This is a genomic window from Bradyrhizobium sp. 14AA (assembly GCF_054185205.1).
In genome coordinates, this window is record NZ_JAVAYM010000038.1 from 15,892 (window position 1) to 37,702 (window position 21,811).

Annotated in this window: 23 protein-coding genes and 1 tRNA gene; 10 read left to right on the forward strand and 14 right to left on the reverse strand. The window is 65.1% G+C overall.

The window, feature by feature from the left end:
• Positions 1-12: 12 nt before the first annotated feature.
• Entirely contained in the window at positions 13-279 is a 267-nt protein-coding gene (locus RAD15_RS39880; RefSeq protein WP_458184177.1) for a hypothetical protein, read from the reverse strand.
• Between the two features lie 10 nt (positions 280-289).
• A complete protein-coding gene (locus RAD15_RS39885; RefSeq protein WP_458184178.1) occupies positions 290-1,297 on the reverse strand; it encodes a chemotaxis protein CheB in 1,008 nt (335 codons plus the stop codon).
• Between the two features lie 86 nt (positions 1,298-1,383).
• Here RAD15_RS39885 and RAD15_RS39890 point away from each other — a divergent pair, with 86 nt between their 5' ends.
• Entirely contained in the window at positions 1,384-1,836 is a 453-nt protein-coding gene (locus RAD15_RS39890; RefSeq protein ID WP_458184179.1) for a response regulator, read from the forward strand.
• A gap of 6 nt (positions 1,837-1,842) precedes the next feature.
• On the forward strand, positions 1,843-2,034 hold the full coding sequence (locus tag RAD15_RS39895; protein ID WP_458184180.1) for a hypothetical protein: 192 nt from the start codon (positions 1,843-1,845) through the stop codon (positions 2,032-2,034).
• Between the two features lie 436 nt (positions 2,035-2,470).
• Here the strand turns inward: RAD15_RS39895 and RAD15_RS39900 are convergent, their stop codons facing one another.
• Positions 2,471-3,079, reverse strand: a complete 609-nt coding sequence (locus RAD15_RS39900; protein ID WP_458184181.1) for a cysteine hydrolase family protein — start codon at positions 3,077-3,079, stop codon at positions 2,471-2,473.
• A gap of 285 nt (positions 3,080-3,364) precedes the next feature.
• Between RAD15_RS39900 and RAD15_RS39905 the strand changes: the two genes are divergently transcribed.
• Positions 3,365-3,994 carry a DUF1326 domain-containing protein gene (locus RAD15_RS39905; protein ID WP_458184182.1) on the forward strand — a complete coding sequence of 210 codons (630 nt, stop codon included), beginning with the start codon at positions 3,365-3,367 and terminating at the stop codon, positions 3,992-3,994.
• A gap of 51 nt (positions 3,995-4,045) precedes the next feature.
• Positions 4,046-4,864: a DUF2182 domain-containing protein gene (locus RAD15_RS39910; protein ID WP_458184183.1), complete on the forward strand. Its 819-nt coding sequence runs from the start codon at positions 4,046-4,048 to the stop codon at positions 4,862-4,864.
• A gap of 232 nt (positions 4,865-5,096) precedes the next feature.
• On the opposite strand, the gene RAD15_RS39915 is transcribed toward RAD15_RS39910, so the two are convergent.
• Together RAD15_RS39915 and RAD15_RS39920 are read right to left on the reverse strand one after the other, a co-directional pair.
• A tRNA-Leu gene (locus tag RAD15_RS39915) sits at positions 5,097-5,181 on the reverse strand.
• A gap of 172 nt (positions 5,182-5,353) precedes the next feature.
• The gene (locus tag RAD15_RS39920) at positions 5,354-5,596 is read right to left on the reverse strand and encodes a FliM/FliN family flagellar motor switch protein (RefSeq protein WP_011088012.1); all 243 of its coding nucleotides are present in this window, start codon (positions 5,594-5,596) and stop codon (positions 5,354-5,356) included.
• 110 nt (positions 5,597-5,706) lie between these two features.
• On the opposite strand from RAD15_RS39920, the gene lipB reads away from it, so the two are divergent.
• Positions 5,707-6,456 (forward strand): lipoyl(octanoyl) transferase LipB, encoded by a 750-nt coding sequence (gene lipB / locus RAD15_RS39925; RefSeq protein ID WP_458184184.1) that lies wholly within the window; start codon positions 5,707-5,709, stop codon positions 6,454-6,456.
• Positions 6,457-6,654: 198 nt separating this feature from the next.
• Complete coding sequence (locus RAD15_RS39930; RefSeq protein ID WP_458184185.1) at positions 6,655-7,365, forward strand: DNA helicase; 711 nt, start codon at positions 6,655-6,657, stop codon at positions 7,363-7,365.
• A gap of 45 nt (positions 7,366-7,410) precedes the next feature.
• Here RAD15_RS39930 and RAD15_RS39935 read toward each other — a convergent pair whose 3' ends face one another.
• On the reverse strand, positions 7,411-7,833 hold the full coding sequence (locus RAD15_RS39935; protein WP_458184186.1) for a tautomerase family protein: 423 nt from the start codon (positions 7,831-7,833) through the stop codon (positions 7,411-7,413).
• 111 nt (positions 7,834-7,944) lie between these two features.
• On the opposite strand from RAD15_RS39935, the gene RAD15_RS39940 reads away from it, so the two are divergent.
• Entirely contained in the window at positions 7,945-8,799 is an 855-nt protein-coding gene (locus RAD15_RS39940; protein WP_458184187.1) for a LysR family transcriptional regulator, read from the forward strand.
• Here the strand turns inward: RAD15_RS39940 and RAD15_RS39945 are convergent.
• From RAD15_RS39945 to RAD15_RS39960, 4 genes are read right to left on the reverse strand one after another with little or no spacing between them, the layout of a single operon-like run.
• On the reverse strand, positions 8,796-9,188 hold the full coding sequence (locus tag RAD15_RS39945; protein ID WP_458184188.1) for a hypothetical protein: 393 nt from the start codon (positions 9,186-9,188) through the stop codon (positions 8,796-8,798). The genes RAD15_RS39940 and RAD15_RS39945 overlap by 4 nt on opposite strands.
• Positions 9,189-9,236: 48 nt before the next feature.
• Positions 9,237-10,673 carry a TIGR01777 family oxidoreductase gene (locus RAD15_RS39950; protein WP_458184189.1) on the reverse strand — a complete coding sequence of 479 codons (1,437 nt, stop codon included), beginning with the start codon at positions 10,671-10,673 and terminating at the stop codon, positions 9,237-9,239.
• A complete protein-coding gene (locus RAD15_RS39955; protein WP_458184190.1) occupies positions 10,670-11,335 on the reverse strand; it encodes a DUF4166 domain-containing protein in 666 nt (221 codons plus the stop codon). The genes RAD15_RS39950 and RAD15_RS39955 overlap by 4 nt, the downstream gene beginning before the upstream one ends.
• A 16-nt stretch (positions 11,336-11,351) precedes the next feature.
• Positions 11,352-11,909 (reverse strand): GbsR/MarR family transcriptional regulator, encoded by a 558-nt coding sequence (locus tag RAD15_RS39960; RefSeq protein ID WP_458184191.1) that lies wholly within the window; start codon positions 11,907-11,909, stop codon positions 11,352-11,354.
• Between the two features lie 143 nt (positions 11,910-12,052).
• Between RAD15_RS39960 and RAD15_RS39965 the strand changes: the two genes are divergently transcribed.
• Positions 12,053-13,573, forward strand: coding sequence for an ATP-binding protein (locus RAD15_RS39965; RefSeq protein WP_458184192.1), 1,521 nt, complete (start codon positions 12,053-12,055; stop codon positions 13,571-13,573).
• Between the two features lie 209 nt (positions 13,574-13,782).
• Here the strand turns inward: RAD15_RS39965 and RAD15_RS39970 are convergent, their stop codons facing one another.
• The 4 genes from RAD15_RS39970 to RAD15_RS39985 form a co-directional block, all read right to left on the reverse strand.
• Entirely contained in the window at positions 13,783-14,082 is a 300-nt protein-coding gene (locus RAD15_RS39970; RefSeq protein WP_458184193.1) for an acylphosphatase, read from the reverse strand.
• A complete protein-coding gene (locus RAD15_RS39975) occupies positions 14,079-14,945 on the reverse strand; it encodes an isocitrate lyase/PEP mutase family protein (RefSeq protein WP_458184194.1) in 867 nt (288 codons plus the stop codon). The genes RAD15_RS39970 and RAD15_RS39975 overlap by 4 nt, the downstream gene beginning before the upstream one ends.
• A 216-nt stretch (positions 14,946-15,161) precedes the next feature.
• Complete coding sequence (locus RAD15_RS39980; protein ID WP_458184195.1) at positions 15,162-17,177, reverse strand: acetyl-CoA carboxylase biotin carboxylase subunit; 2,016 nt, start codon at positions 17,175-17,177, stop codon at positions 15,162-15,164.
• Between the two features lie 172 nt (positions 17,178-17,349).
• On the reverse strand, positions 17,350-18,480 hold the full coding sequence (locus RAD15_RS39985; RefSeq protein ID WP_458184196.1) for a zinc-binding metallopeptidase family protein: 1,131 nt from the start codon (positions 18,478-18,480) through the stop codon (positions 17,350-17,352).
• A gap of 203 nt (positions 18,481-18,683) precedes the next feature.
• Here RAD15_RS39985 and RAD15_RS39990 point away from each other — a divergent pair, with 203 nt between their 5' ends.
• Positions 18,684-21,161, forward strand: coding sequence for a PAS domain S-box protein (locus RAD15_RS39990; RefSeq protein WP_458184197.1), 2,478 nt, complete (start codon positions 18,684-18,686; stop codon positions 21,159-21,161).
• A 176-nt stretch (positions 21,162-21,337) separates the two neighbouring features.
• Positions 21,338-21,778 carry an EamA family transporter gene (locus tag RAD15_RS39995; RefSeq protein WP_458184198.1) on the forward strand — a complete coding sequence of 147 codons (441 nt, stop codon included), beginning with the start codon at positions 21,338-21,340 and terminating at the stop codon, positions 21,776-21,778.
• Positions 21,779-21,811 lie beyond the last annotated feature (33 nt).

Here is a 21,811-nt window from a genome sequence, read left to right on the forward strand (position 1 = left end):
CCCCCCCCCCCGCTATCCCAGCGCGACCTCGTGCCGGAGATACTCGACCCGCTGCTCGATCAGGACGCGGTGGCGCTCCCATTCCACCAGGGTCTCCTTGAGCAGACCAACCAGCCGTTCGGCCTGGCGCGTGTCGTGACCGCCGGCCATGAGCTCACGCACCCGGTCTTCCTGGTTGCGGATGCGCTGCCAGCCCTCATCGATGTCCTGGTCGGCCTTCACCAGGAGGCGCTGCTCGGCCTTGAGCTGCGCGGTGCGTTCGGCAAGGGAGACGGCCATGGCTGAGCCTTCAAGCCTCCCGCTTGCGTAGCGGAGGGTCGAGTGATTGTAGCACCACGCGCCGGATCATGTCGGCATATTCCCGATATTCGACCGCACGCGCCTCGTACATCTCGGCGACGGCAGGCCGGCCGCTGCGCCGGCCGTCCGAGGCCATGCGCTGCACCAATTCGGCCCGCTCCTCGATGATGCGCAGTGCAACCCGCAGCGCTTCGTCCACCCGCCCCTCCTGCTCCTTGGCGAGCGCATCGACCGTATAGGCATGTCCGACCTGACAGCGGAACCGCATGGGACGCGATTCCTTGACCTCGGACATGACGCCGCCGCAGGCCGGACAGGTCAGCGCGACCGGATCGGCCATCGAGACGAGCTTATCGCTTCCGATGCGGTCGCCAGCCGCAATCTCGACCTCGAGCCTGATCTCGGGCGGGATCGGCAACACAGCTCCGGCCTGCTCCCTGACGAGTTCGGACAAGAGGTCGCCCATGGTGGCGCCGGAAACGCAGAGATCGACGGTGGTCGCCTCCATGGCGCGCCGCGGCATCTCGGCGGAAATGGCGTCCTGGGGATCCTGGACCACGGCCATCCCGCCACAGCACTTGATGGCATTCAGGCCGGCCGCCCCGTCGGACAACAGGCCGCTCAGGAGCACGCCAATCACGCGCGGCCCATGAGAAAGGGCCGCGGAGCGGAACAAGGCGTCGATCGCGGGGCGGACCATGTTCTCGCGCGGGCCGCGGCCGAGCAAAATGCGGTCCGCCGCCAGCAGCAGATGGTGGTCCGGCGGGGCCAGATACACCTGGCCCGGCTCGATCTTCATGCCGTTTTCGGCCTGCCGGACCGGAAGCGGGCCGGCACTGCTGGCGACGGTCGAGAGGATGCCGATTCCCTGTGCGGGGATGTGCAGGACGATGAAGACGGCGGCCGGCAGGTCTGCAGGCAGACCGCCCAAGAGCTGCTTCAGGGGTTGGGTGGCTCCGGCCGAACCCCCGATGACGATGATGTCGCGGTTGCTCATGGAACCCGTTTCCGATTGCATCGTTTGCACCAAGGCGGCCCCCGGCCTTATGTTCCTATCCATTCCAAGGGCTTGCTGGAGGAATCATGTCCATGTCGCCCACGTCGTCTCGTCAGCGCGCGCCGCTGACCGGTCGCCGGATCCTCGTGGTCGAGGACGAATATTTTCTCGCCGATGACATCGGCAAGGCGCTGCGCACCCTCGGCGCGGAGATCGCCGGGCCCGTCGGTCACATTGAGGATGCGATCGAGATGCTGCACAATGGCGGCGTTCTCGATGCCGCGGTGCTCGACGTGAACATCCGCGCCGCGACGATCTTTCCGATCGCCAAGGAGCTCCGGGCGCGCCACGTGCCCTTCGTGTTCACGACGGGGTATGACAGGATCAGCATCGAGGCCGAATTCCAGGACGTGCAGCTCTGGGAAAAGCCGATTGATGTCGTGGCCATGGCGCAGAACCTGGCGAATCTCGTCGGCGGTCAACGGTCTGATGCGCAACGCGGCGCGTCACCTCCACCGCGTCTTGCGAAACGAGAGTGATATTCGATGATCTACACACCCAACACCGCCGTCGATAAGCAACTCCTGAACCATTCGCACGCGCTGGTTCGCGAGGCCATGACGCTGCTGCGCAGGAGCGATCACCTGGTGCGCACGCAGCGCCTGCGCGAGAAGCTGGAGCAGGAACGCCGCGCGAAGGCACGCCGGAACGGCCAGACATCCGGAAACAACCGCTGACTTGCGGAGGGACGCCGCGCCCAGGATCAGAACAGATGCGCGAAGGCGAGCCAGACGGTCACCGCCAGGCACAGGACGACAGCGGCATAAGGTAGCGCGACGCGCAAGACAGCAGGCCTTTCCGCGTCAGCTCACCATCATCCAGACGATTGCAGCCGTCATCACGAGAAACCCCGTGATTGCGGTTGCGACAAAGGCCTGTTCGATGCGATCCATCGCCATCACAGCCCCCTCTTGTTTCCAGCCGACACAGTTTGGCCGCATCGGAGACACTGCGCATTAGGCTATGTGAATCGGCGTGCTCGTTTGTCTCTGCTCCGACGAATTGGCGGCCTGCTCCGCGGAAATTGCAATAAAGGCAGCCCACGACTTCGCCGTGCCCGGCCTTGCGATGCTACCCGGCCAGCATCCTGTTCGGCGCGACGTCCGCGCGGTCCTACTCCCGCCAAAACTCCGCAAGTTCTTCCGCGGTCACCAGATCGACCTGACCGTGAAAGCGGGTGCGGTACATCGTCATGAGCGCATCGTGCCCGACGTCGGACGAGCTGCACATCGCGTCCTCGACGATGACGACCCTGAAGCCGAGATCGATCGCGCTCAGCACCGTGGACAGGACGCAGACATCAGTCTCGGCCCCTGACATCACGACCGTGCCGACGTTCTTGTCCGCCAGCAGGCTCGCGAGGCCGGGATTGCTGAATGCGGAATAGGCCGGCTTGTCGATGATTGCAGCCGGCGGAACGAACCGGCCCAAAGGCGGCACGAGTTCGAGAGCGGATGGCGGAAGATGTTTGCGCGTCGCCTTGCGCCAGCGATGAAAGTAGCTCTGCCATTGTCCGGGACGATCTTCCGGATCTTCCGGCGTGATGAAGCGCGTGAAGATGGTTCTGGCCCGATGCTTCGAAACGATCGAGGCAATCGTCGGCAAGACCCGTTCCATCCAGGGTGTTGCCCAGAGACCGCCGGGGGCGAAGATGTTCTGCATGTCGATGCAGAGGTGAACGGCATCCCTGATGTCGGCAATGTCCGAGGTGCTGTCCCTCATCGTCCTCCACCGTCACGACCGCGGAAGTTTTGCGAACTGTGCGACTGAATGCGGACGCAAAGGCTTTGGTTCCGCGGCCATGCGATAGCCGCCCGCATGAGCCCGCGTTCAGCGCGGTCGGTTCGCGGTCACATGAAGCCGGCGAAAGTTCCTGCGATGACGGAGCCGCCGGCGTCGTTCGATCGTGGAAATGGCTTGCGATACCTCCCCGCGCGGCATAATTTTCAAGTTCACGTCGCTCAATCGAAAGCAATCTGTCGGGTTCGGCCTAGCGGGAGAAGCGCAATGGCGGACGTCTCATGGCACCTGTCCGGTGACTATTTCGAGAATTGCAGTTGCAGCATCGTGTGTCCCTGCCTCGTGTCGGCGGCCGCCCCATTGACCTCGCGACCGACCGAGGGCTTCTGCAACGTGCCGCTGATTTTCCACGTCGAGAGTGGCCGCTATGGCGACCTCGCGCTCGATGGACTGAATGTCCTGGTCGTCCTCCACGCACCTGGAGTCATGGCAGACGGGGATTGGTCGGTGGCCGCCTATATCGATGAGCGCGCCAACGATGAGCAGACTGAGGCTCTCGCTGCGATCTTCACCGGCGCCGCCGGCGGTCCGATGGCCGCGTTCACGCCGCTGATCAGCAAGAACCTTGGGGTGCGCAAGGTCCCGATCGCATTCCGGATCGAAGGCAAGACGCGGTCCGCGGAAATCCCGGGCATTCTGCACATGTCGGTCGATCCGTTGCCGACCATGCACCCGAGCGGGGAAATGTGGGCGAACATCGGCCATCCGGTCAGCCCCGACGGCATGGTGTTGGCGGTCGGCGCTTCCGGCAATACGTTCAGCGATCATGGCATGCGCTGGGATAATTCCGGCAAGAACGGCCTTTATGCGCCGATCCGCTGGTCGAACCAGGCTTGATGCGACTTCCCGATACCGGCCCCGCGGCAAGGCCGGCAACGTCAATCGCAAATGATCGACAGCCCCCTTGAAACCGTGCTGCGGCGCGATCGCTGGCTTGTCGGCGGCGCGATCGGCATCATCGTCGCGCTGGCTTGGAGCTATGTGCTCTGGCTCGCCAACGACATGGACATGGGCGGCATGGACATGACCGGGCTCCGCATGATCCCGGCCGGAATCGGAATCATGCTGCCGGCCAACGAGCCATGGCGAGCGATCGAGTTCGCGTACGTGTTCCTGATGTGGGCGGTGATGATGGTGGGAATGATGGCCCCCTCGGCAGCGCCCATGATCCTCATGTACGCCCGCGTAGGCAGACAAGGGAAAGCGCAGAACAAGCCGTTCGCCGCGACCGGCTGGTTTGCCACCGGTTATCTCCTCGCCTGGAGCGGCTTTTCGCTGGCCGCTACCTTTCTCCAATGGGTGATCGAGCGGGCAGCCCTGCTGGATTCCCGGATGACGATCGCCGGCAACCTGCTCGGCGCCATCGTGCTGATCGCGGCGGGCGTCTATCAATGGACGCCGCTCAAGGACGTCTGTCTGGCGCAATGCCAGTCTCCGTTTCTGTTCCTGTTGCGCCACGGAGGCTTTCGCGCCGACCTGCGAGGCTGCCTGCTGCTGGGATTTCGGCACGGAGGCTATTGCGTCGGCTGCTGCTGGGTCTTGATGGCGCTCCTGTTCGTGGGCGGGGTGATGAACGTGCTCTGGATTGCGCTTCTGGCGCTGCTTGTCCTTCTGGAGAAAGTTACGCCGGTCGGACGGTGGATCGCGCGTGCGGCCGGCATTGCATCTGTGGCCGGGGGCGCCTGGCTGCTGTTCATGCCGCAGTGATCAGTCAGCTGCTCGGTGCTCAGTTCGGCATCGCCATCAACCGCAAGTGCGACCAGACCCTCCGTCCCTCCACGGCCTTCTGTCGGCGTCGACGAGGTGAGAGCATGGCAATGCCTTTCGGGGCGAGGTTGTTTTGCCAGCGTCCCGGATGAAGCCGCCCACGGCCTCCACGACCCAAAGTGGGATCATTCGGGGCAAAAGCCCCTTTAATTTCAAATGTGTCTTGAAGAGATGGTGCGCTCGGAGGGACTCGAACCCCCACGATTTTACTCACTGCCACCTCAAGGCAGCGCGTCTACCAATTCCGCCACGAGCGCTTTGGGGATGCCGGCTTGAGGCTTGAAGGGCCGGCCGGATCAACGGCGCCGATCTAACAAATCCATCAGAGGGGTACAAGCCTGCAAAGGCCCTGAATTCCACAAGCTTTGCAGAAAGTTCCGGCCGTTCCCCCGAATCGGCCGCTATCGGGGGTCCGGTCCGCCCCCCGCCCTACCGGGTCCCCGGCGTGCGCGGCAGCATCTGCTTGACCTCGACCGCGATCCGGTTGCGGTCGACCAGCACGACGCCGGAGGCAACCGGCAGATTATTGGCCAAAACCTTGACCTCGTCGGCCTCGGTTGCGTCCAGCTCGATGATGGCGCCGCGGGAAAGACGTAATACTTGATGGATCGGCATGGTGGTCGTGCCGAGGACGACCATGAGATCCACGGTGACTTTATCGAGAGTGGGCACTGTCAGGACCGCCGCAACTTGGGACTCACGCCAAAGGACTTGGCATCAGGGACTTCGCATTAGTGACTTGGCATTTGCGCCTGCAATCATCACCACGTTATGGTTAGCCAATGGTTAATTCATCTCAAAACCCCCGCCAAAACCAACGTCAAGAGCTCGATTTGACGTCGTTTTCCGCCGCCGGCGGCGAGCCTGTCGAGTGGCGGATTTCGGATGCCCCCGTGCCCTATCCGGACGCGGTGGCTGCCATGGAGGCGCGGGTCGCAGCGATTGCGGCAGGCGAGGCCCCGGAGCTGGTCTGGCTGCTCGAACACCCCCCGCTCTACACCTCTGGCACCTCGGGCAAGGAAAGCGACCTGCTCGATGCCCGATTCCCGACCTTTGCCACCGGACGCGGCGGGCAGCTCACCTATCACGGTCCGGGCCAGCGGGTGGCCTACATCATGCTCGACCTCAAGCGCCGCCGGCCGGATGTCCGGGCCTATGTCGCGAGCCTGGAGGAACTGATCCTGAAGACGCTCGCCGCCTTCAACGTCCGCGGCGAGCGGCGCGAGGACCGCGTCGGGGTCTGGGTGAAACGGCCCGACAAGGGGCCCGAGCACGAGGACAAGATCGCAGCGATTGGCGTGCGCTTGAAGCGCTGGGTGTCGTTTCACGGCATCGCCATCAATGTCGAGCCGGAGCTATCGCATTTCTCCGGCATCGTGCCCTGCGGCGTCGCAGATCCCCGCTACGGCGTGACCTCGCTGGTCGATCTCGGCCAGCTCGTGTCCATGGCCGACGTCGATGTCGCGCTCCGGCAGGCGTTCGAAGAATTGTTTGGCCCGACCCGCGCGCTGCTGCCGGAAGCGGCCGTCTAATACTTTTTCTGTTCGAGCCCCGCCGCGCGTGTTCTCCGCCCGCGGCGGAATCGGCTATGCTTGTTTCAGGTGCCGCCCACGCCTCCCCCTCCGCCGGGAAAGTACAGATCATGCCGGGCGATCGATCATCGGACCGACTGTTCGAGCGCCAGGCATAAGGAGGGATTGCGCTTTCTGCTCGCAACGGGAGGTTTGACGATGAAGCTTTCTGCCCCGATCTATCATCTGAAGCGAAAGGCAAAGCGCCTGTCGCGCGAGCAAGGCATTCCGCTCCACGACGCGCTTGATCGCATCGCCACGACGGAAGGTTTTTCCGCCTGGAGCATGCTCGCGGCGAAAGCCGCTGCGCTGACGCCCGCCAACAAGCTGTTCCCGCAATTTCGGCCGGGCGATTTGGTGCTGGTCGGGGCGCGCCCCGGCCAGGGCAAGACGCTGATGAGCCTCGAACTTGCCGTCGAAGCCATGAAGTCGGGCCATCGCGCTGCGTTCTTCTCGCTGGAATATACCGAGCGAGATGTGTTGGACCGCCTCCGCGCGATCGGCGTGGAGCCGGCGCAGTTCGACAAGCTGTTCGAGGGCTGCTCCGACGTCATCAGCGCCGATTACGTCGTGAAGCAGATGGCCACGGCTCCCCCCGGCACCATCGTCGTAATCGACTACCTGCAGCTGCTCGACCAGAGACGTGAAAACCCCGACCTCACCGTTCAGGTGCGCGCGCTGAAATCATTCGCGCGTGACAAGGGGCTGATCGTCGTCTTCATCTCGCAGATCGACCGATCCTACAATCCCACAGTCAAACCCTGCCCCGACCTCAGCGATGTCCGCTTGCCGAACCCGCTGGACCTGCAGCTGTTCGACAAGACGTGCTTCATCAACAACGCCGAAGTGCAGTTCCGCGCGGCGAGCTGATGGCTTCAGGCCGCGGGTGAGATTGTTCACCCGCGGCTTGCAACGTCATGCCGCCTTCAGCGCAACCTCGAGCTTGCCGGCGATGTATCGCCGCTCCTGGGTCAGGCCGCCAAAGCCGTAGGCGTCACCCTTGACCTCGTCGACATGCAAATAGGTCTCCGGATGCAGCGGGCCCAAAATCTCGGCCATGCGCTTGAACATCGCGGCGAGATAGGCCGCCTTCTCGTCCTTGGTGTTGGTGCCTTCGCTGACATGGATGTCGATCCAGTAGCTGGCGAGCTTTTGCTCGGCGAGCGACCTGCCGCCGGCGAACCAGTCATCCGCGTCCACGGACTTGACGATGATGGCGGTCACCTTGGGATCCTTGTGCAGGATTTTTGCGGTGAGCTCTGACACGGAATTTGCGATGTCGGCCTTCAGCGAGGGCGACTGGCGGGACGAAGTGTAGGACACGGTGATCAAGGGCATTGTCGTTCTCCTCAAGATGTCGCGCTGTTTGCGCGGCGTTGGTGAGAAGCTAGACCTTCCCCTGCCATTTTGGTATCTTATCTCTGTTGATACCAGTGATAACCATTCATAATGACCGCGACACTCGACATCGCCACCGTCCAGGCCTTCCTGCTGGTCGCCGACCTCCAGAGTTTTACGCGTGCTGCCGAGGCGCTGGGCACGACGCAGGCGGCGGTCAGTCTCAAGCTGCAGCGGCTGGAGACGCTGCTCGGCAAACGTCTCGTCGAACGCTCACCGCGCGCGGTCCGGCTCACCGCCGACGGCGCCAGCTTCCTCGATCGCGCCCGCGCGCTGATGGCGGCACATGACCGCGCGCTGTCGGGCAAGGCCCCGGCCGCGCAATCGCTTTCGCTCGGCATCTCCGATCACGCCGCCGGCCCCGAGCTGGTGCCGCTGCTCGAACGGCTGCACGCGATGTCGGCGAACCTGACGCTCGCCGTCACCATCGGATTCTCGCGCGAGATGCAGGATGCTTACGACGCGGGCGAACTCGATGCGGTGATCGTGCGCCAGGAAGGCAGCCGCCGCGGCGGCGAGAAGCTGACCGAGGACGAGTTCGGCTGGTTCGCCGCACGACGCTTCACCCTGCCGAAGGGCGAGCCGCTGCCGCTTGCAACACTCGCCCCGCCCTGCGGCGTCCGCGCCGTCGCCGTGCGCGCGCTCGACAAGGCCGGCATCGCCTGGCGCGAGCGCTTTGTCGGCGGCGGCGTCACCGCGGTGGTGGCAGCCGCGCTTGCCGGACTCGCGATTGCGCCGCTCGCACGGCGGATCGCGCCTCCCGGCTTGGTCGACATCGGGCCTGCGCACAAGCTGCCGAAGCTGGGCAGCTCGAAGGTGATGCTGCATTCGAAGGTCAGCGATCCCGCCAAGCTCGCAGCGCTGCGCGCGGTCGCGGCGACGTTTCGGAGCGTGGCGGCAAGCTAGTCCAGGGTTCGCCGACGCTCCTCGCCCGCGTATCGTCCCGCGATTTGCCAATAGACCAGTCCGGCCAGGCACCCCGCCACGACAAAGAGCCAGCTCAATCTGTCGACCCTTCCGAACAGCACGGTCTGGCTCACGGCTCCGGCCAACCCACCGGCAAAGACGAAGAAGAGCAGTGACCGGATGCAGAACCGTTCGCTGAGCCATATTGCAACCGCTGACGGAATGCCGCTAAGCACGCAAACGAACACCAGCACAGCCGGCACGCCAATCAGGATCGCCACACCGAAATCGGCCACGGACGGCACAGCAAAACGGTCGACGCGCGGCAGTGCCAGGACGAGCAGGAGAAACAGCTCGATAACAGCGGTAGCCGTCAGACATCCGCCCAACCAGCCTCGCGTCGCTCGAAAGCAAGTCTCGCAGGACATGACATCACCTCACAAGATCGCCTCGAATGCGCTGCGCAGCGTCTCGTGCCGAAATACAAAACCGCGGCTCAGCGCCTTGTTCGGCAGCACGCGCTGACCGCCGAGCAGGAGTTCGTCGGCAAAGCCACCGCCGATCCGGCGCAGGAGGCCGCCGGGAATGCGGAACACCGCGGGGCGATGCAGGCGGCGGCCGAGCTCTTCGGTGAACTTTGCGTTGGTGACCGGGATCGGCGCGGTGGCGTTGACGGGACCTGCGAGATCGGGTGTCGCCATCACATAGGCGATCAGCCGGATCAAATCGTCGCGCTCAATCCAGGACATCCACTGCCGCCCGGTGCCGATGGGACCGCCGAGGCCGAATTCGAACGGCGTCAGCATGCGCGTGATGAAGCCGCCCTCCGTGCCCAGCACGAGGCCGATGCGCAAATTGATCACGCGCACACCAAGTTCCTCCGCCGGCCGCGCCGCCTTCTCCCAGGCTGCGCACAGCTCGTGGCTGAAGCAGGCGTGCGACTTCGCCGACTCCGTCAACACCTGGTCGGCCCACAGCCCGTACCAGCCGATCGCGGAGCCGCTGACGAGCACCTCGGGCTTGCGTGCGAGCCGCGCGATCAGCTTCACGACGTCTTCCGTCATCTCGACGCGCGAGCCGATGATCTTGGCGCGCTTCGCCTCGGTCCACAGGCCGTTGCCGATCGGCTCGCCGGCGAGATTGACGATGGCGTCGATTGGGGTGTCCGCGGCAAGCTGATCGAGGCTGGTGATCAGCGTCACCGGCGGCGGCAACATCTCGGCCTTGGCGGGGTTGCGGATCAGCGCGATGACGTGGTGCCCTGCCCCGCCGAGGCTCGCCGCGAGGCGGCTGCCGATGAAGCCGGTGGCGCCTGATATCAGCACGGTCTTGCGGCCGGGGAGCTTTTCGACGAGTCCGGCCGCCGGAACGCTTCGCATGCGGCCGAGCCGGCGCATCGCCGCAAAATCCCTGATGCCGCAGAGCGCCGCCCCGACCGCGCAGGCGGTCGCGGCGATGCTGAGCAGGCCCTGATATACGACCGTCACGCCAAAGGACTGCATCGCCCAATCGATCAGGACCGGCAGCAGCAACACCAGGATGGCGCCGTAGTTGATCGCGAGCAGCGTATGATTGATCCGCTCGCTCGGCGGCAGTTTTCGGCTCAGATCTTCCTCGACGAAATCCATCAGCGTGATGACGATCTCGGCGACCAGCACCGCGACGACCAACAGCGCCAGCACGCCGTAGACCTCGAGCCAGCCGAGCAGCAGGAACAGCAGCGCGTAGAGCATGTTGCGGATGCCGTGCAGCTTCAATTCGAAACGCTGCGACGGACGCCAGGCCAGGCGCTCGGTGAATTCGTGGTGATAGAAGGTGTCGAACACGCCCATCACGATCTGGATAGCGATGAGCGTCCACAATAGCGGCGTCATGACACGGCCTCCCTGAAGACGGCGGACTGGTGGATCAGCGCGCCGTAACGCGGATGAATGACATCGAGGGTGAAGCGGAAGGCGCCCTCGCCGAGGTCGCTGTGCGTCACCGTGAGATCGCCGGGCGTCAGCCATTGCGGCAGCGGGATCCACAAGCGTCCGAGTTGCAGGCCATAGCCGGCACTGCGGAACGTCAGCATCTCGCCTTCGACCGCGATACGCAGGGCCATCGAGACGCCGAAACCGACATACTCTTCGAGCCCGGTCGGCCCCGCAAAACGCTTTGCGGAATGGATCACTTGCGGAAAGCCGCGCTTGCGTGCGCAGATGCGGGTCCAGGTCTGGCCGCCGGTCGCGCCGTCCTCGGTGACGGTCACGATCATGGGCACGCCGGTGTCGCGGCCGGTCGGCAGCGGCCCGCCGATCAGACGCGCGGCTTGCGCGAACCACCAGCCGAGGTCGCTGAAGCCGACCTCCTCGACGACACCGACATAGACGACGCTGTCGCCGTCGGCGACGCGCTTCGAAAAGCGCCGCCAGGTCGCCAGCGGCAGGCGGCCCCAATCCTCGTCCGACAGCAACGTGCGGAAGCGGCGGTCGTCGAGCAGCTTGACGTGAGCGGAGGTCGATGCGTGGGAGCCAGATATTCGAGCCGACGTCATCGTACCCTCCTCAACGCTATTTGGCCTTGCCCAGCGGCAGCAGGTTGGCGATCTTTTCGCCAAGCCGCATCAAGGCGACCAGCCGCGGCCGCGGCACCTTCAGCATCTGCATGAACCAGTGGTCGGCGAGCTCGGTGAAGGCGAGCATCTCCTTGAGCCGTTTGCTCGCGACCGGATTGATGGTCGGATCCTCGGCGGCATCGGACACGCAGGCCCTGAGCGCCGTGATTGCCGGATCGAGCTCCCGCTCCTTGCGCCGCGCCGCGATCCTGGCTGCGACTTCCCAGATGTCGGTCTCGGCCTCGTAATGGTCGCGGCGGTCGCCGAGGATCGGCACCCGCCGGATCAGGTTCCAGGCGAGCAGCTCCTTCAGCGAGTTGGAGACGTTGGAGCGCGCCATGCCGAGCGTGTCGGCGATGTCCTCGGCCGTCATCGGCGCCTCGGCCAGATACAGCAGTCCGTGGATCTGGCTCACCGAGCGGTTGACGCCCCACCCGTCCCCCATGTCGCCCCAATGCAGGATGAAGCGCTCGATGGCGGCGGGGAGTTTCTTCTTTCCGGTTATTTCTGTCATAACAGAAATATCTGACAAAACCGGCACCCCGTCAAGCCGATTTAACCTGCATACCGGCCGGCGACATTTGCCTAAAAATGTCCCATACAGCGGGAACAATCCGCCGGCTGCGACGTTTGCCCGGGTTCATCAGGGCCCTCGGAATGGTCGGAAAGTTGAGTCAACAGAGAGACTTGTTCGAGAGCGAGCGCAGTTTCCGGCTGTTGGTTGAGGGGGTTGCGGATTACGCCCTCTACATGCTCGATCCCACCGGGATCATCACCAGCTGGAACATCGGCGGCGAGCGCATCAAGGGCTATTCGCCCGAGGAAATCCTCGGCCGGCATTTTTCGCGCTTCTACACCGAGGCGGACCGCGCCAATGGCAGGCCCGCCCGGGCGCTCGGCATCGCGCGGGAAAAGGGCCGCTACGAGGAGGAAGGCTGGCGCGTCCGCAAAGACGGCACCTTCTTCTGGGCCAGCGTCGTGATCGATCCGATCTACGAGGACGGCGAGCTGGTCGGCTTTGCCAAGATCACGCGCGACATCACAGAACGTCGCAATACGCAGATCAAGCTCGAGGCGATGCAGAAGCAGCTCGCCGAGTCCCAGAAGTTCGATGCGCTCGGCCAGCTCACCGGCGGGGTCGCCCACGATTTCAACAACCTGCTGATGATCATCAGCGGCAGCCTCCACATGCTGAAGCGGGGAGCCGACGACGAGGCCAAGCTCCAGCGCGCGATCTCGGCCATCGAGACCGCCACGAGACGCGGCGCGGCGCTGACCAACCAGCTCCTCACCTTCGCGCGGCGGCAGAGCGTCAATCCGCAGGCGATCGATTTCGCCCAACGCATCGCGGCGATCCGCGACGTGCTCGATGCCGGCGTCGGCAGTTCCGTACGCCTTGTCTTCGATATCAGCCGTAACGTCTGGCCTGTTAGCACCGACGTCTCCGAGCTTGAGACCGCGCTGCTCAACCTCGTCATCAACGCCCGCGATGCAATGCCCGACGGCGGCACGGTGACGATCGCCGCTCGCAACACGGTGCTCGACGAGCCGCCTCTGGCCGGCGACTTCGTCGCGATCGATGTCACGGACACCGGGCTCGGCATTCCCAGCGACGTTCTCGACAAGGTCTTCGAACCGTTCTTCACGACCAAGCCGATCGGCAAGGGCACCGGCCTCGGCCTCTCCCAGGTGCATGGCTTCGCCCATCAGGCCGGCGGCACCGTGAGGGTCGCGAGCGAGCTCGGCAAGGCAACGACGTTCACCATCCTCCTGCCGCGCGCGGCAGACACACCATCGCGCGAGGCGACCGGAGAACCGTCGTTCCGCGGCAGCGGCACGGTGCTGCTGGTCGAGGACAATCCCGACGTTGCGATCGTCAGCATCGGCCTTCTGGAGCAGCTCGGCTACCGCGTCCGCCGGGTCGCCGACGCCGAGGCCGCATTGCGCGAGATCGAGAAGAACGGCGTCGACTTCGTGTTCTCGGACATCGTCATGCCCGGCAAGATGGACGGGCTCAGCCTTGCCCATCACCTGCGCCAGATCCGCCCCGGCCTGCCGATCCTGCTCGCCACCGGCTACAGCGACGTTGCCGCCGGCGTGCGCGGCGATTTCCCGATCCTGCGCAAGCCCTACGAGATCCACGAGCTGAGCGAGGCGATTTCGAAGCTGCCAAGGTGAGGATCGGCTCCTCACCTCTCCCCGCTTGCGGGGGAGGTCGGAATACGCGCAAAGCGCGGATTCCGGGTGAGGGGGTACAGGTCCCGCGGCCATCTCACATGTGGAGAGAGGCCCCTCACCCCAGCCCTCACAGTGCGAGCGAAGCTCGTCGCGGCCCCGTAAGAACGGGGTGAGGGAGCGCACCGCTCGCCCGGAACGACAGTTGGCCTTCACACCGTCGGCAACACCGAGAACGCCTCCCCTGCCCTGCGCAGGTCCAACTCGTCGGCGGTGGCGGTCTCGCTCGTCACGCTGTCGACGCGCGAGGACGGCGGGCCGTGGCGGCACAGTGCGACCATGTCGGCGACGTGCTTCGGCGCTCCCGCGAACAGCGCTTCGACGCTGCCGTCGCGGCGGTTGCGGACCCAGCCTTCGAGACCGCTCGCCGTCGCCTGGTACTCGACCCAGGCCCGATAGCCGACGCCCTGCACACGCCCTCGGATCATGACCTGGAGGATCGCGCGGCTCATTTTTTCAGCCCGAGAAAGTCGCCGCTGCGCGCCTTGACCTCGGCCTCGCGCATGACGCGGCTGGTCAGGTCCGACGATGCCAGACCTCCAAGCGCTTTCGGCGCCGTGCCCTCGCGCAGCGCCTTCAGCGTGTCGTGGACGGCCTGCGTCGCGGCCGCGATCGGTGCGTGGCCCTGGAGCGCGATGCGCACGCGCTGGGTGGCGAGATAGTCCGGCGCGCTCAGCTCCTCCGGCGCCCCGCCGAGCACGATCGGCAGGCGCGTCGCCGATGCGACGGCCTCGAGCTCGGCGCGCGACTTGATGCCGGTGAAGAACAGCGCATCGACGCCGGTGGCTTCATACGCCCTGGCGCGGCGGATCGCATCCTCGATCGAGGTGATCGAGGTGGCTCCCGTGCGGCCCATGATGACGAGCGAGGGATCGCTGCGGCCGTCAAGCGCCGCCTTCATCTTGCCGACGCCCTCTTCCAGCGAGATCAGCTGCGTCTTCGCCTCGCCGAAGGCGGCCGGCAGCAGCGTGTCCTCGATGGTGAGGCCCGCGGCGCCCGCGGTCTCCAGCTCCTGCACCGTGCGCCTCACGTTGAGCGCATTGCCATAGCCGTGATCGGCATCGACCAGCACGGGAAGCGCCGCCGCGCGCGACATCCGCCGCATCTGCTCGGCGAGCTCGGTGAGCGTGATCAGCGTGACATCAGGGTCGCCGAGCACGGCGAGCGAGGCGACCGAGCCGCCGAACATGCCGAGCGGAAAGCCGAGATCCTCGGCAATGCGGATCGAGATCGCGTCGTAGACCGAGCCGGGATGGACGCAAGTCCCGCCCGACAGGATCGAACGCAGTTTCTCGCGGCGGGAACGAAAGGCCATGCTGCTGTCTCGATCAGTTCGAATGCATCCCGTCGTCGTCCTGGCGAAAGCCAGGACCCATTACCCCGACTGTACATCGTCGCAGAAGGTGATGGCTACGACCTCCGCCAGCAACTGCTCCCTGGGGTAATGGGTCCTGGATCGGCGTTCGTCCTCGACAACGCTACGCGTTGCCAAGGCTCACTTGTCCAGGACGACATTGAGAGCGTTGCACCGTTACGCAAACTCCAAAATCAGCGCGTCCACCGCCAGCGTTGCGCCAGCGCTGGCGTGGACCTTCTTCACGGTGCCGTCCTGCTCCGCGCGCAGCACGTTCTGCATCTTCATGGCTTCGACGACCGCGAGCGTTTCGCCGGCCTTGACCTCCTGCCCCTCGGTCACCGCGATCGAGACGATGAGCCCGGGCATCGGACAAAGCAGCTTCTTGCCGGTGTCGGAGGCCGTCGTCACCGGCATCAGCCGCGCCGAGGCCGCTTCCGCCTCGGTCCAGACATAGACCGGCACCTCGACGCCCTGATGCGCGAGGCGGATACCGTTGGGAACCGGCCGAGCCTGCACCGCGACGAAGTGGCCGTCGACGGTGCCCTGCCAGACGGGATCGCCCGGCTTCCACGGCGACTGCAGCAGATGCGCATTGCCGGCCTTGCCCTCGGCGTCGACGAAGCGGATCGCGATCGCATCGCCCTCGCGTCCAACCTCGAGCTGGATCTCCTGGCGGTCGAGCCAGACCGCGCGGCGGCGCTCGCGCTGCACGATGCGGCCGCCGAGCTGGCCGGAGATCTGCCGCTTGCGCTCACCGAGCACGTGGTCGATGGCGGCGCCGACAGCGGCGATCCGCCGCGCGACCTCGCCTTCCGGCACGCGCACCGCAAAGCCCTTGGGAAATTCTTCCGCGATGAAGCCGGTCGAGAGATTACCTTCGCGCCAGCGCGGATGATGCATCAGCGCCGACAGGAACGGGATGTTGTGCCTGATACCGTCGACATAGAACGAGTCCAGCGCGGTCGCCTGCGCTTCGATCGCCGCCGCGCGCGAGGGCGCGTGGGTGACTAGCTTGGCGATCATCGGATCGTAATGGATCGAGATCTCGCCACCTTCCTGCACGCCGGTGTCGTTGCGGACGGTGATGCCGTCCTTGCTCACTTCAGCCGGCGGGCGGTACTTCACCAGTCGCCCGATCGAGGGCAGGAAGTTGCGGAACGGGTCTTCGGCGTAGAGCCGCGACTCCACCGCCCAGCCGGTGAGCGCGACGTCCTTCTGGCTGATCGCGAGCTTCTCGCCGGCGGCGACGCGGAGCATCTGCTCGACGAGATCGACGCCGGTGACGAGCTCGGTCACGGGATGCTCGACCTGGAGACGCGTGTTCATCTCCAGGAAGTAGAAGCTCTTGTCCTGGCCGGCGACGAATTCGACGGTGCCGGCGGAATCGTAGTTCACGGCCTTGGCCAGCGCGACCGCCTGCTCGCCCATCTTGCGGCGGGTGGCCTCGTCGAGCAGCGGCGACGGTGCCTCCTCGATGACCTTCTGGTTGCGGCGCTGGATCGAGCATTCGCGCTCGCCGAGATAAATGACGTTGCCGTGCTTGTCGCCCAGCACCTGAATCTCGATGTGGCGGGGATCGACGATGAACTTTTCGACGAAGACGCGGTCGTCGCCGAACGAGGCCTTGGCCTCGGCCTTGGCGAGGTTGAAGCCCTCGGCGACCTCGGACTTCGAATGCGCGATGCGCATGCCCTTGCCGCCGCCGCCGGCGGAGGCCTTGATCATCACGGGATAGCCGATCTCGTCGGCGATCCTGACCGCGTGCTTGTCGTCCTCGATGACGCCGAGATAGCCGGGCACGGTCGAGACTTTTGCTTTCGCGGCGGCCTTCTTCGATTCGATCTTGTCGCCCATCGCGGCGATCGCGCCGGGGTTGGGGCCGATGAAGACGATGCCCGCGGCCTCCAGCGCGCGCGGAAACGCCTCGCGCTCGGACAGGAAGCCGTAGCCGGGATGCACGGCCTCGGCGCCCGTCTTGCGGCAGGCCTCGACGATCTTCTCGATCACCAGATAGCTCTCGGCCGCGGCGGGCGGGCCGATCAGCACGGCCTCATCGGCCATCTCGACATGGAGGGCGTCGCGGTCGGCCTCGGAATAGACCGCAACCGTCTGGATTCCCATACGGCGGGCAGTCTTGATGACCCGGCAGGCGATTTCGCCGCGATTGGCGATCAGAATGCGTTTGAACATGCTTTTCTTGAGTCTCGACCTTGGGCGGGACCCTTCCCTGGCCGTTGGGGCCTATGGGACGGGCCGTGTGGGTCCCGTGGTACATCAAAATAGGCCGGAGGCAACGGTCTAAATCCGCGCTCCTGGCGTACCAGCGCAAGACCGAAAGGACCTGCCGCCCCCTCGGGTGGCCCTACGGCTTCCCGGCCTTGGCAGTGTCCTCGGCCCCCTTCTTGGCCACGTCCCTGGCAACGCCCCGGACCAGGTCGTGAATGAAGCCCAGCTTGGCGACCACCGCCGGCGACAGGATGAAGGGATAGAGGTCACGCACGCCCATGGCGCGGTTGACGCTGTTCATGGCGAAGGTGAAGGGCAGCCATGCGCTGACCAGCGCCTCCACATCCCTGGCCTCGTAGGGGTTGAAACGGATGCGCGCCGTCAACTCCCCGTCGCGGTCGACCTTGGGTCGCACCTCCATGCCGAACTCGGCGGCCATCTCCAGGGTATCGACGATGTGGAGATAGTGCGCCCAGGTCTCGGCGAAGTCTTCCCAGGGGTGCATGGTCGCATACGCCGAGACGTAGTTCTGCTGCCAGTCCGCCGGCGCGCCCTCGGCATAGTGGCGCTGCAAGGCTTGACCGTAATCGATGGAATCGTCGCCGAATACCGCGCGGAATTCATCGAGCTTGCCGCCATCGTGCACCAGCACGTCCCAGAAATAATGCCCGACCTCGTGGCGGAAATGCCCGAGCAGCGTCCGGTAGGGCTCGCCCATCTCCAGCCTGCGCCGTTCGCGCTCGATGTCGTCGGCCTCGGTGAGCGCGATCGTGATCAGGCCGTTGTCATGGCCGGTCATGATCCTCTGCCCGCTGTTCGGATCGTCGGCGAGGAAGTTGAAGATCAGGCCATGCTCGGGATCGTCCTGACGGGTCTGGAGCGGCAGCTTCCAGCGGATCAGCGAATAGAACAGCCGGTGTTTCGCCACCTCCAGCTCGCGCCAGCCGGCGAGCTGCGCCGGATCCGACAGGTCCGGCACGATGCCGTTGTGGCGGCAGGCGCGGCAATAGCCGGTGGTGTCGTCTGAGTCCGTCAGCCAGTTGCAGGAATCGTACTCGGCATTGCGGCACAGCATGCGCCCCTCGCCCTTGCCGGCGAGCGAAGTCCAGGTCCACGTCCAGGCCTCACCTTGAGCCTCGCCAGCGGGCTCGAGCGCCGACATCGTCTCCTTCTCCGGCAGGAAGGCGACCCGATGGCCGCAGCGTTCGCAGGCGCGGTTCTCGAAATAGAGGACGTTGCCGCAGGCCTGGCAGACAAAGAGCTTCAAGGTTTAGCCTCTTCGGAAAGGGAGCTTTATGAAAGAATGTCCGGTGCTTCGCAAAGACGCGTCCGCAGGATCATCGTTCCAATATCCGGAACAAATTGCCAGACCCGGCGTTTCGTTGATACCCGCACAGTCCGTCTTTCCCTGCAAATTGCCTTCTGAGTGATGGCTATCGCGCTCCGTCTGTGTGAATATCAGATTGGCATGTGCGCTCACGCATCACGACGGCCGACGCCTTGAACGATCCCTTGCCCGAGACCATCGCCGCCGAAAGGTTGCGCCAACACCTCGAAGATGTCGCGCGCGAGCGCGACAACGCCTATCGTGCGCTTCAGGAGCGCGAGGCCGAGCTCGCGCGCATTCAGCGCATCGGCAAGGTCGGCGGTCTCGAAGTCGACCTCCGCGAAGGCTTCAAGAACCGCCGTTCGCCCGAATATCTGCTGGTGCACGGCCTGCCCCCCGAAGCGACCGGCGAAACCTATGAGGATTGGGTCGCCAGGATTCACCCGGAGGATCGCCAGCGGACGGTCAAGCAGCTCTTCGACACCCTGAAGAGCGAGAGCTACGACTATTCCGACGAATACCGCATCCTACGATCGAACGACCGCGAGACCCGCTGGATCCGCGTCGTCGCCAAGATCGAGCGCGACAAGGATGGCCGCGCGCTCCGGCTCGTGGGCGCCGACTTCGACATCACCGACCAGATGCTTGCCCGCGAAACGCTGCGCGAGAGCGAGGAACGCTTCCGGCTGATCGCCGACAGCGCGCCGGTGCCGATCTGGGTGACCAAGCTCGACCGCAAGCGTTCCTTCGCCAACCAGGCCTACGTCGACTTCGTCGGCCTGCCCTACGATCAGGCCATCGACTTCGACTGGCGCAAGGTGCTGCATCCGGACGACCTGCCGCATGTGCTCCAGCAGTCCGTCCAGGGTGAAGCATCGCTAAAACCGTTCGTGCTGGAAGCGCGCTACAAGAACGCCAGCGGCGAATGGCGCTGGCTGCGCTCGGAATCGCAGCCGCGCTGGGACCCGACCGGCAAGCATATCGGATTCATCGGCGTTGCCCACGACATCACCGTGGCCAAGCAGGCCGAGATCGAGCTCCGGCGGCTCAACGAGACGCTGGAAGAACGCATCGCCCAGCGCACCGCCGAGCTCGAATCCAACGAGGCGCGGCTACGCGCGATCCTGGAGACCAGCAACCAGTATCAGGGCCTGGTCAATCTCAGCGGCGAGCTGCTCTACGCCAACAAGACTGCACTCGACGGCATCAGGGCGAGCTCTTCGGACGTGATCGGAAAGCCGTTGTGGGAGACGCCGTGGTTCAGCGCGACGGAAGGCATGGGCGCACTGGTGCGCGAGGCCTTTCACACCGTGCTCGAGGGCGAAGCGGTGCGGCTGGAGATGCGCCTGCGCCTTCCCGTCGGCGAGCGCGATTTCGAGTTCGGCATGCGCCCCGTGCTCGACCGTCACGGCAACATCACCGGCGCGGTGCCCGAGGCCGTCGACATCACCGAGCGTCGCCGCGGCGAAGAAGCGCTGCGGCAGTCGCAGAAGATGGAGGCGATCGGCCAGCTTACCGGCGGCGTTGCACACGACTTCAACAACCTCCTCACCATCATCCGCTCGGCCACCGACTTCCTGCGCCGCCGCGAGCTGCCGGAAGAACGCCGCCGCCGCTATGTCGACGCCATCTCCGACACCGTCGAGCGCGCGTCGAAACTGACCGCGCAGCTGCTGGCGTTCGCGCGGCGCCAGCCGCTGAAGCCGCAGATCTTCAACGTCGGCAGCCAGGTCGAAGGTGTGGCCCAACTGGTCCGGCCGCTGGTCGGAGCCCGCATCGAGATCGCGGTGGAGGTCCACGACGCCGACTGTTTCACGGTAGCCGACGTCGCCCAGTTCGAGACCGCGCTGATCAACCTCGCCATCAACGCCCGCGATGCCATGGACGGCGAAGGCCGCCTCACCATCGCCGTGCGCAAGGTCCACGGCATCCCCGGCCTGCGCGCACAATCGGCACGCGGCGGCGACTATGTCGCCATTTCGGTCACCGACACCGGCAGCGGCATCGCGCCGGAGCATCTCGACTTGATCTTCGAGCCGTTCTTCACCACCAAGGAGGTGGGCAAGGGCACTGGCCTCGGTCTCAGCCAGGCCTTTGGTTTTGCACAGCAGTCCGAGGGCGACGTCGCGGTGACGAGCACGCAAGGCAAAGGCGCCACCTTCACCATCTATCTGCCGCAGGCACAAAGCCCGGCGACGGACAAGGAAGCCGCGGCGCTGACCTATGAGGCCGCGGCCACCGGGCGCGGCTATCGCGTGCTGGTGGTCGAGGACGATGACGAGGTCGGCCGCTTCTCGACCGAGCTCCTGGAAGATCTCGGCTATGTCGTCCGCCGCGTCGCCGACGCCAATGCGGCCCTCGCCATCCTCGGCGAGAACGAATTCGCCGTCGACCTCGTGTTCTCCGACGTGATCATGCCCGGCATGAACGGCGTCGAGCTCGCCGGCATCATCCGCGAGCGCTACCCGGGTCTGCCCGTCGTGCTCACCTCCGGCTACAGCAACGTGCTCGCCGAAAACGCGCATCGTGGATTCGAGCTGATCCAGAAGCCGTATTCGGTGGAGGCACTGTCGCGCATTCTGCGCAAGGCGATCACGGAGAAGTTGTCGGTGGTAAGGTGAGTGCAGGCAGCACTCACGGCGTCGTCCCGGCCTAGCGCGCAAGGGCGCGCGGGGGGCCGGGACCCATAACCACAAATGCATGTGTGACGAAGGCTGCCAATGACCATCTCAAGCCACACTTCTCCACGGAGTATGGGTCCCGGCCTTCGCCGGGACGACAGCGGAACGTGGATCCCATGAAACCCGCCCTCCTCTCCGCCTGGCAGACCTGGGCGCTGCTGTCCGCCTGCTTTGCCGCGTTGACCGCGATCTTCGCCAAGGTCGGCGTCGAGAACATCAATCCGGATCTGGCGACGTTCATCCGCACAATCGTTGTGCTGCTCGCCTTCTCGGTGCTGCTGTTCTTCACCGGCCAGTTCGCGGTGCCGTCGGCGGTCTCGTCGAGAACCTGGCTGTTTCTGGTGCTGTCGGGACTTGCGACCGGTGCCTCCTGGCTCTGCTATTTCCGGGCGCTGAAGCTCGGACCCGCCACGCTGGTGGCGCCGATCGACAAGCTCAGCGTCGTCCTCGTCGCCCTCTTCGCCTTCGCTTTCCTCGGCGAGCGTCCGACGGGCCAAGGCTGGCTCGGCATCGCCATGATCGGCGCCGGCGCGGTGCTGCTGGCGGTCAAGTTTTGAGGCTGGCGGATTGATCCGGGGAACGGTAGTCAG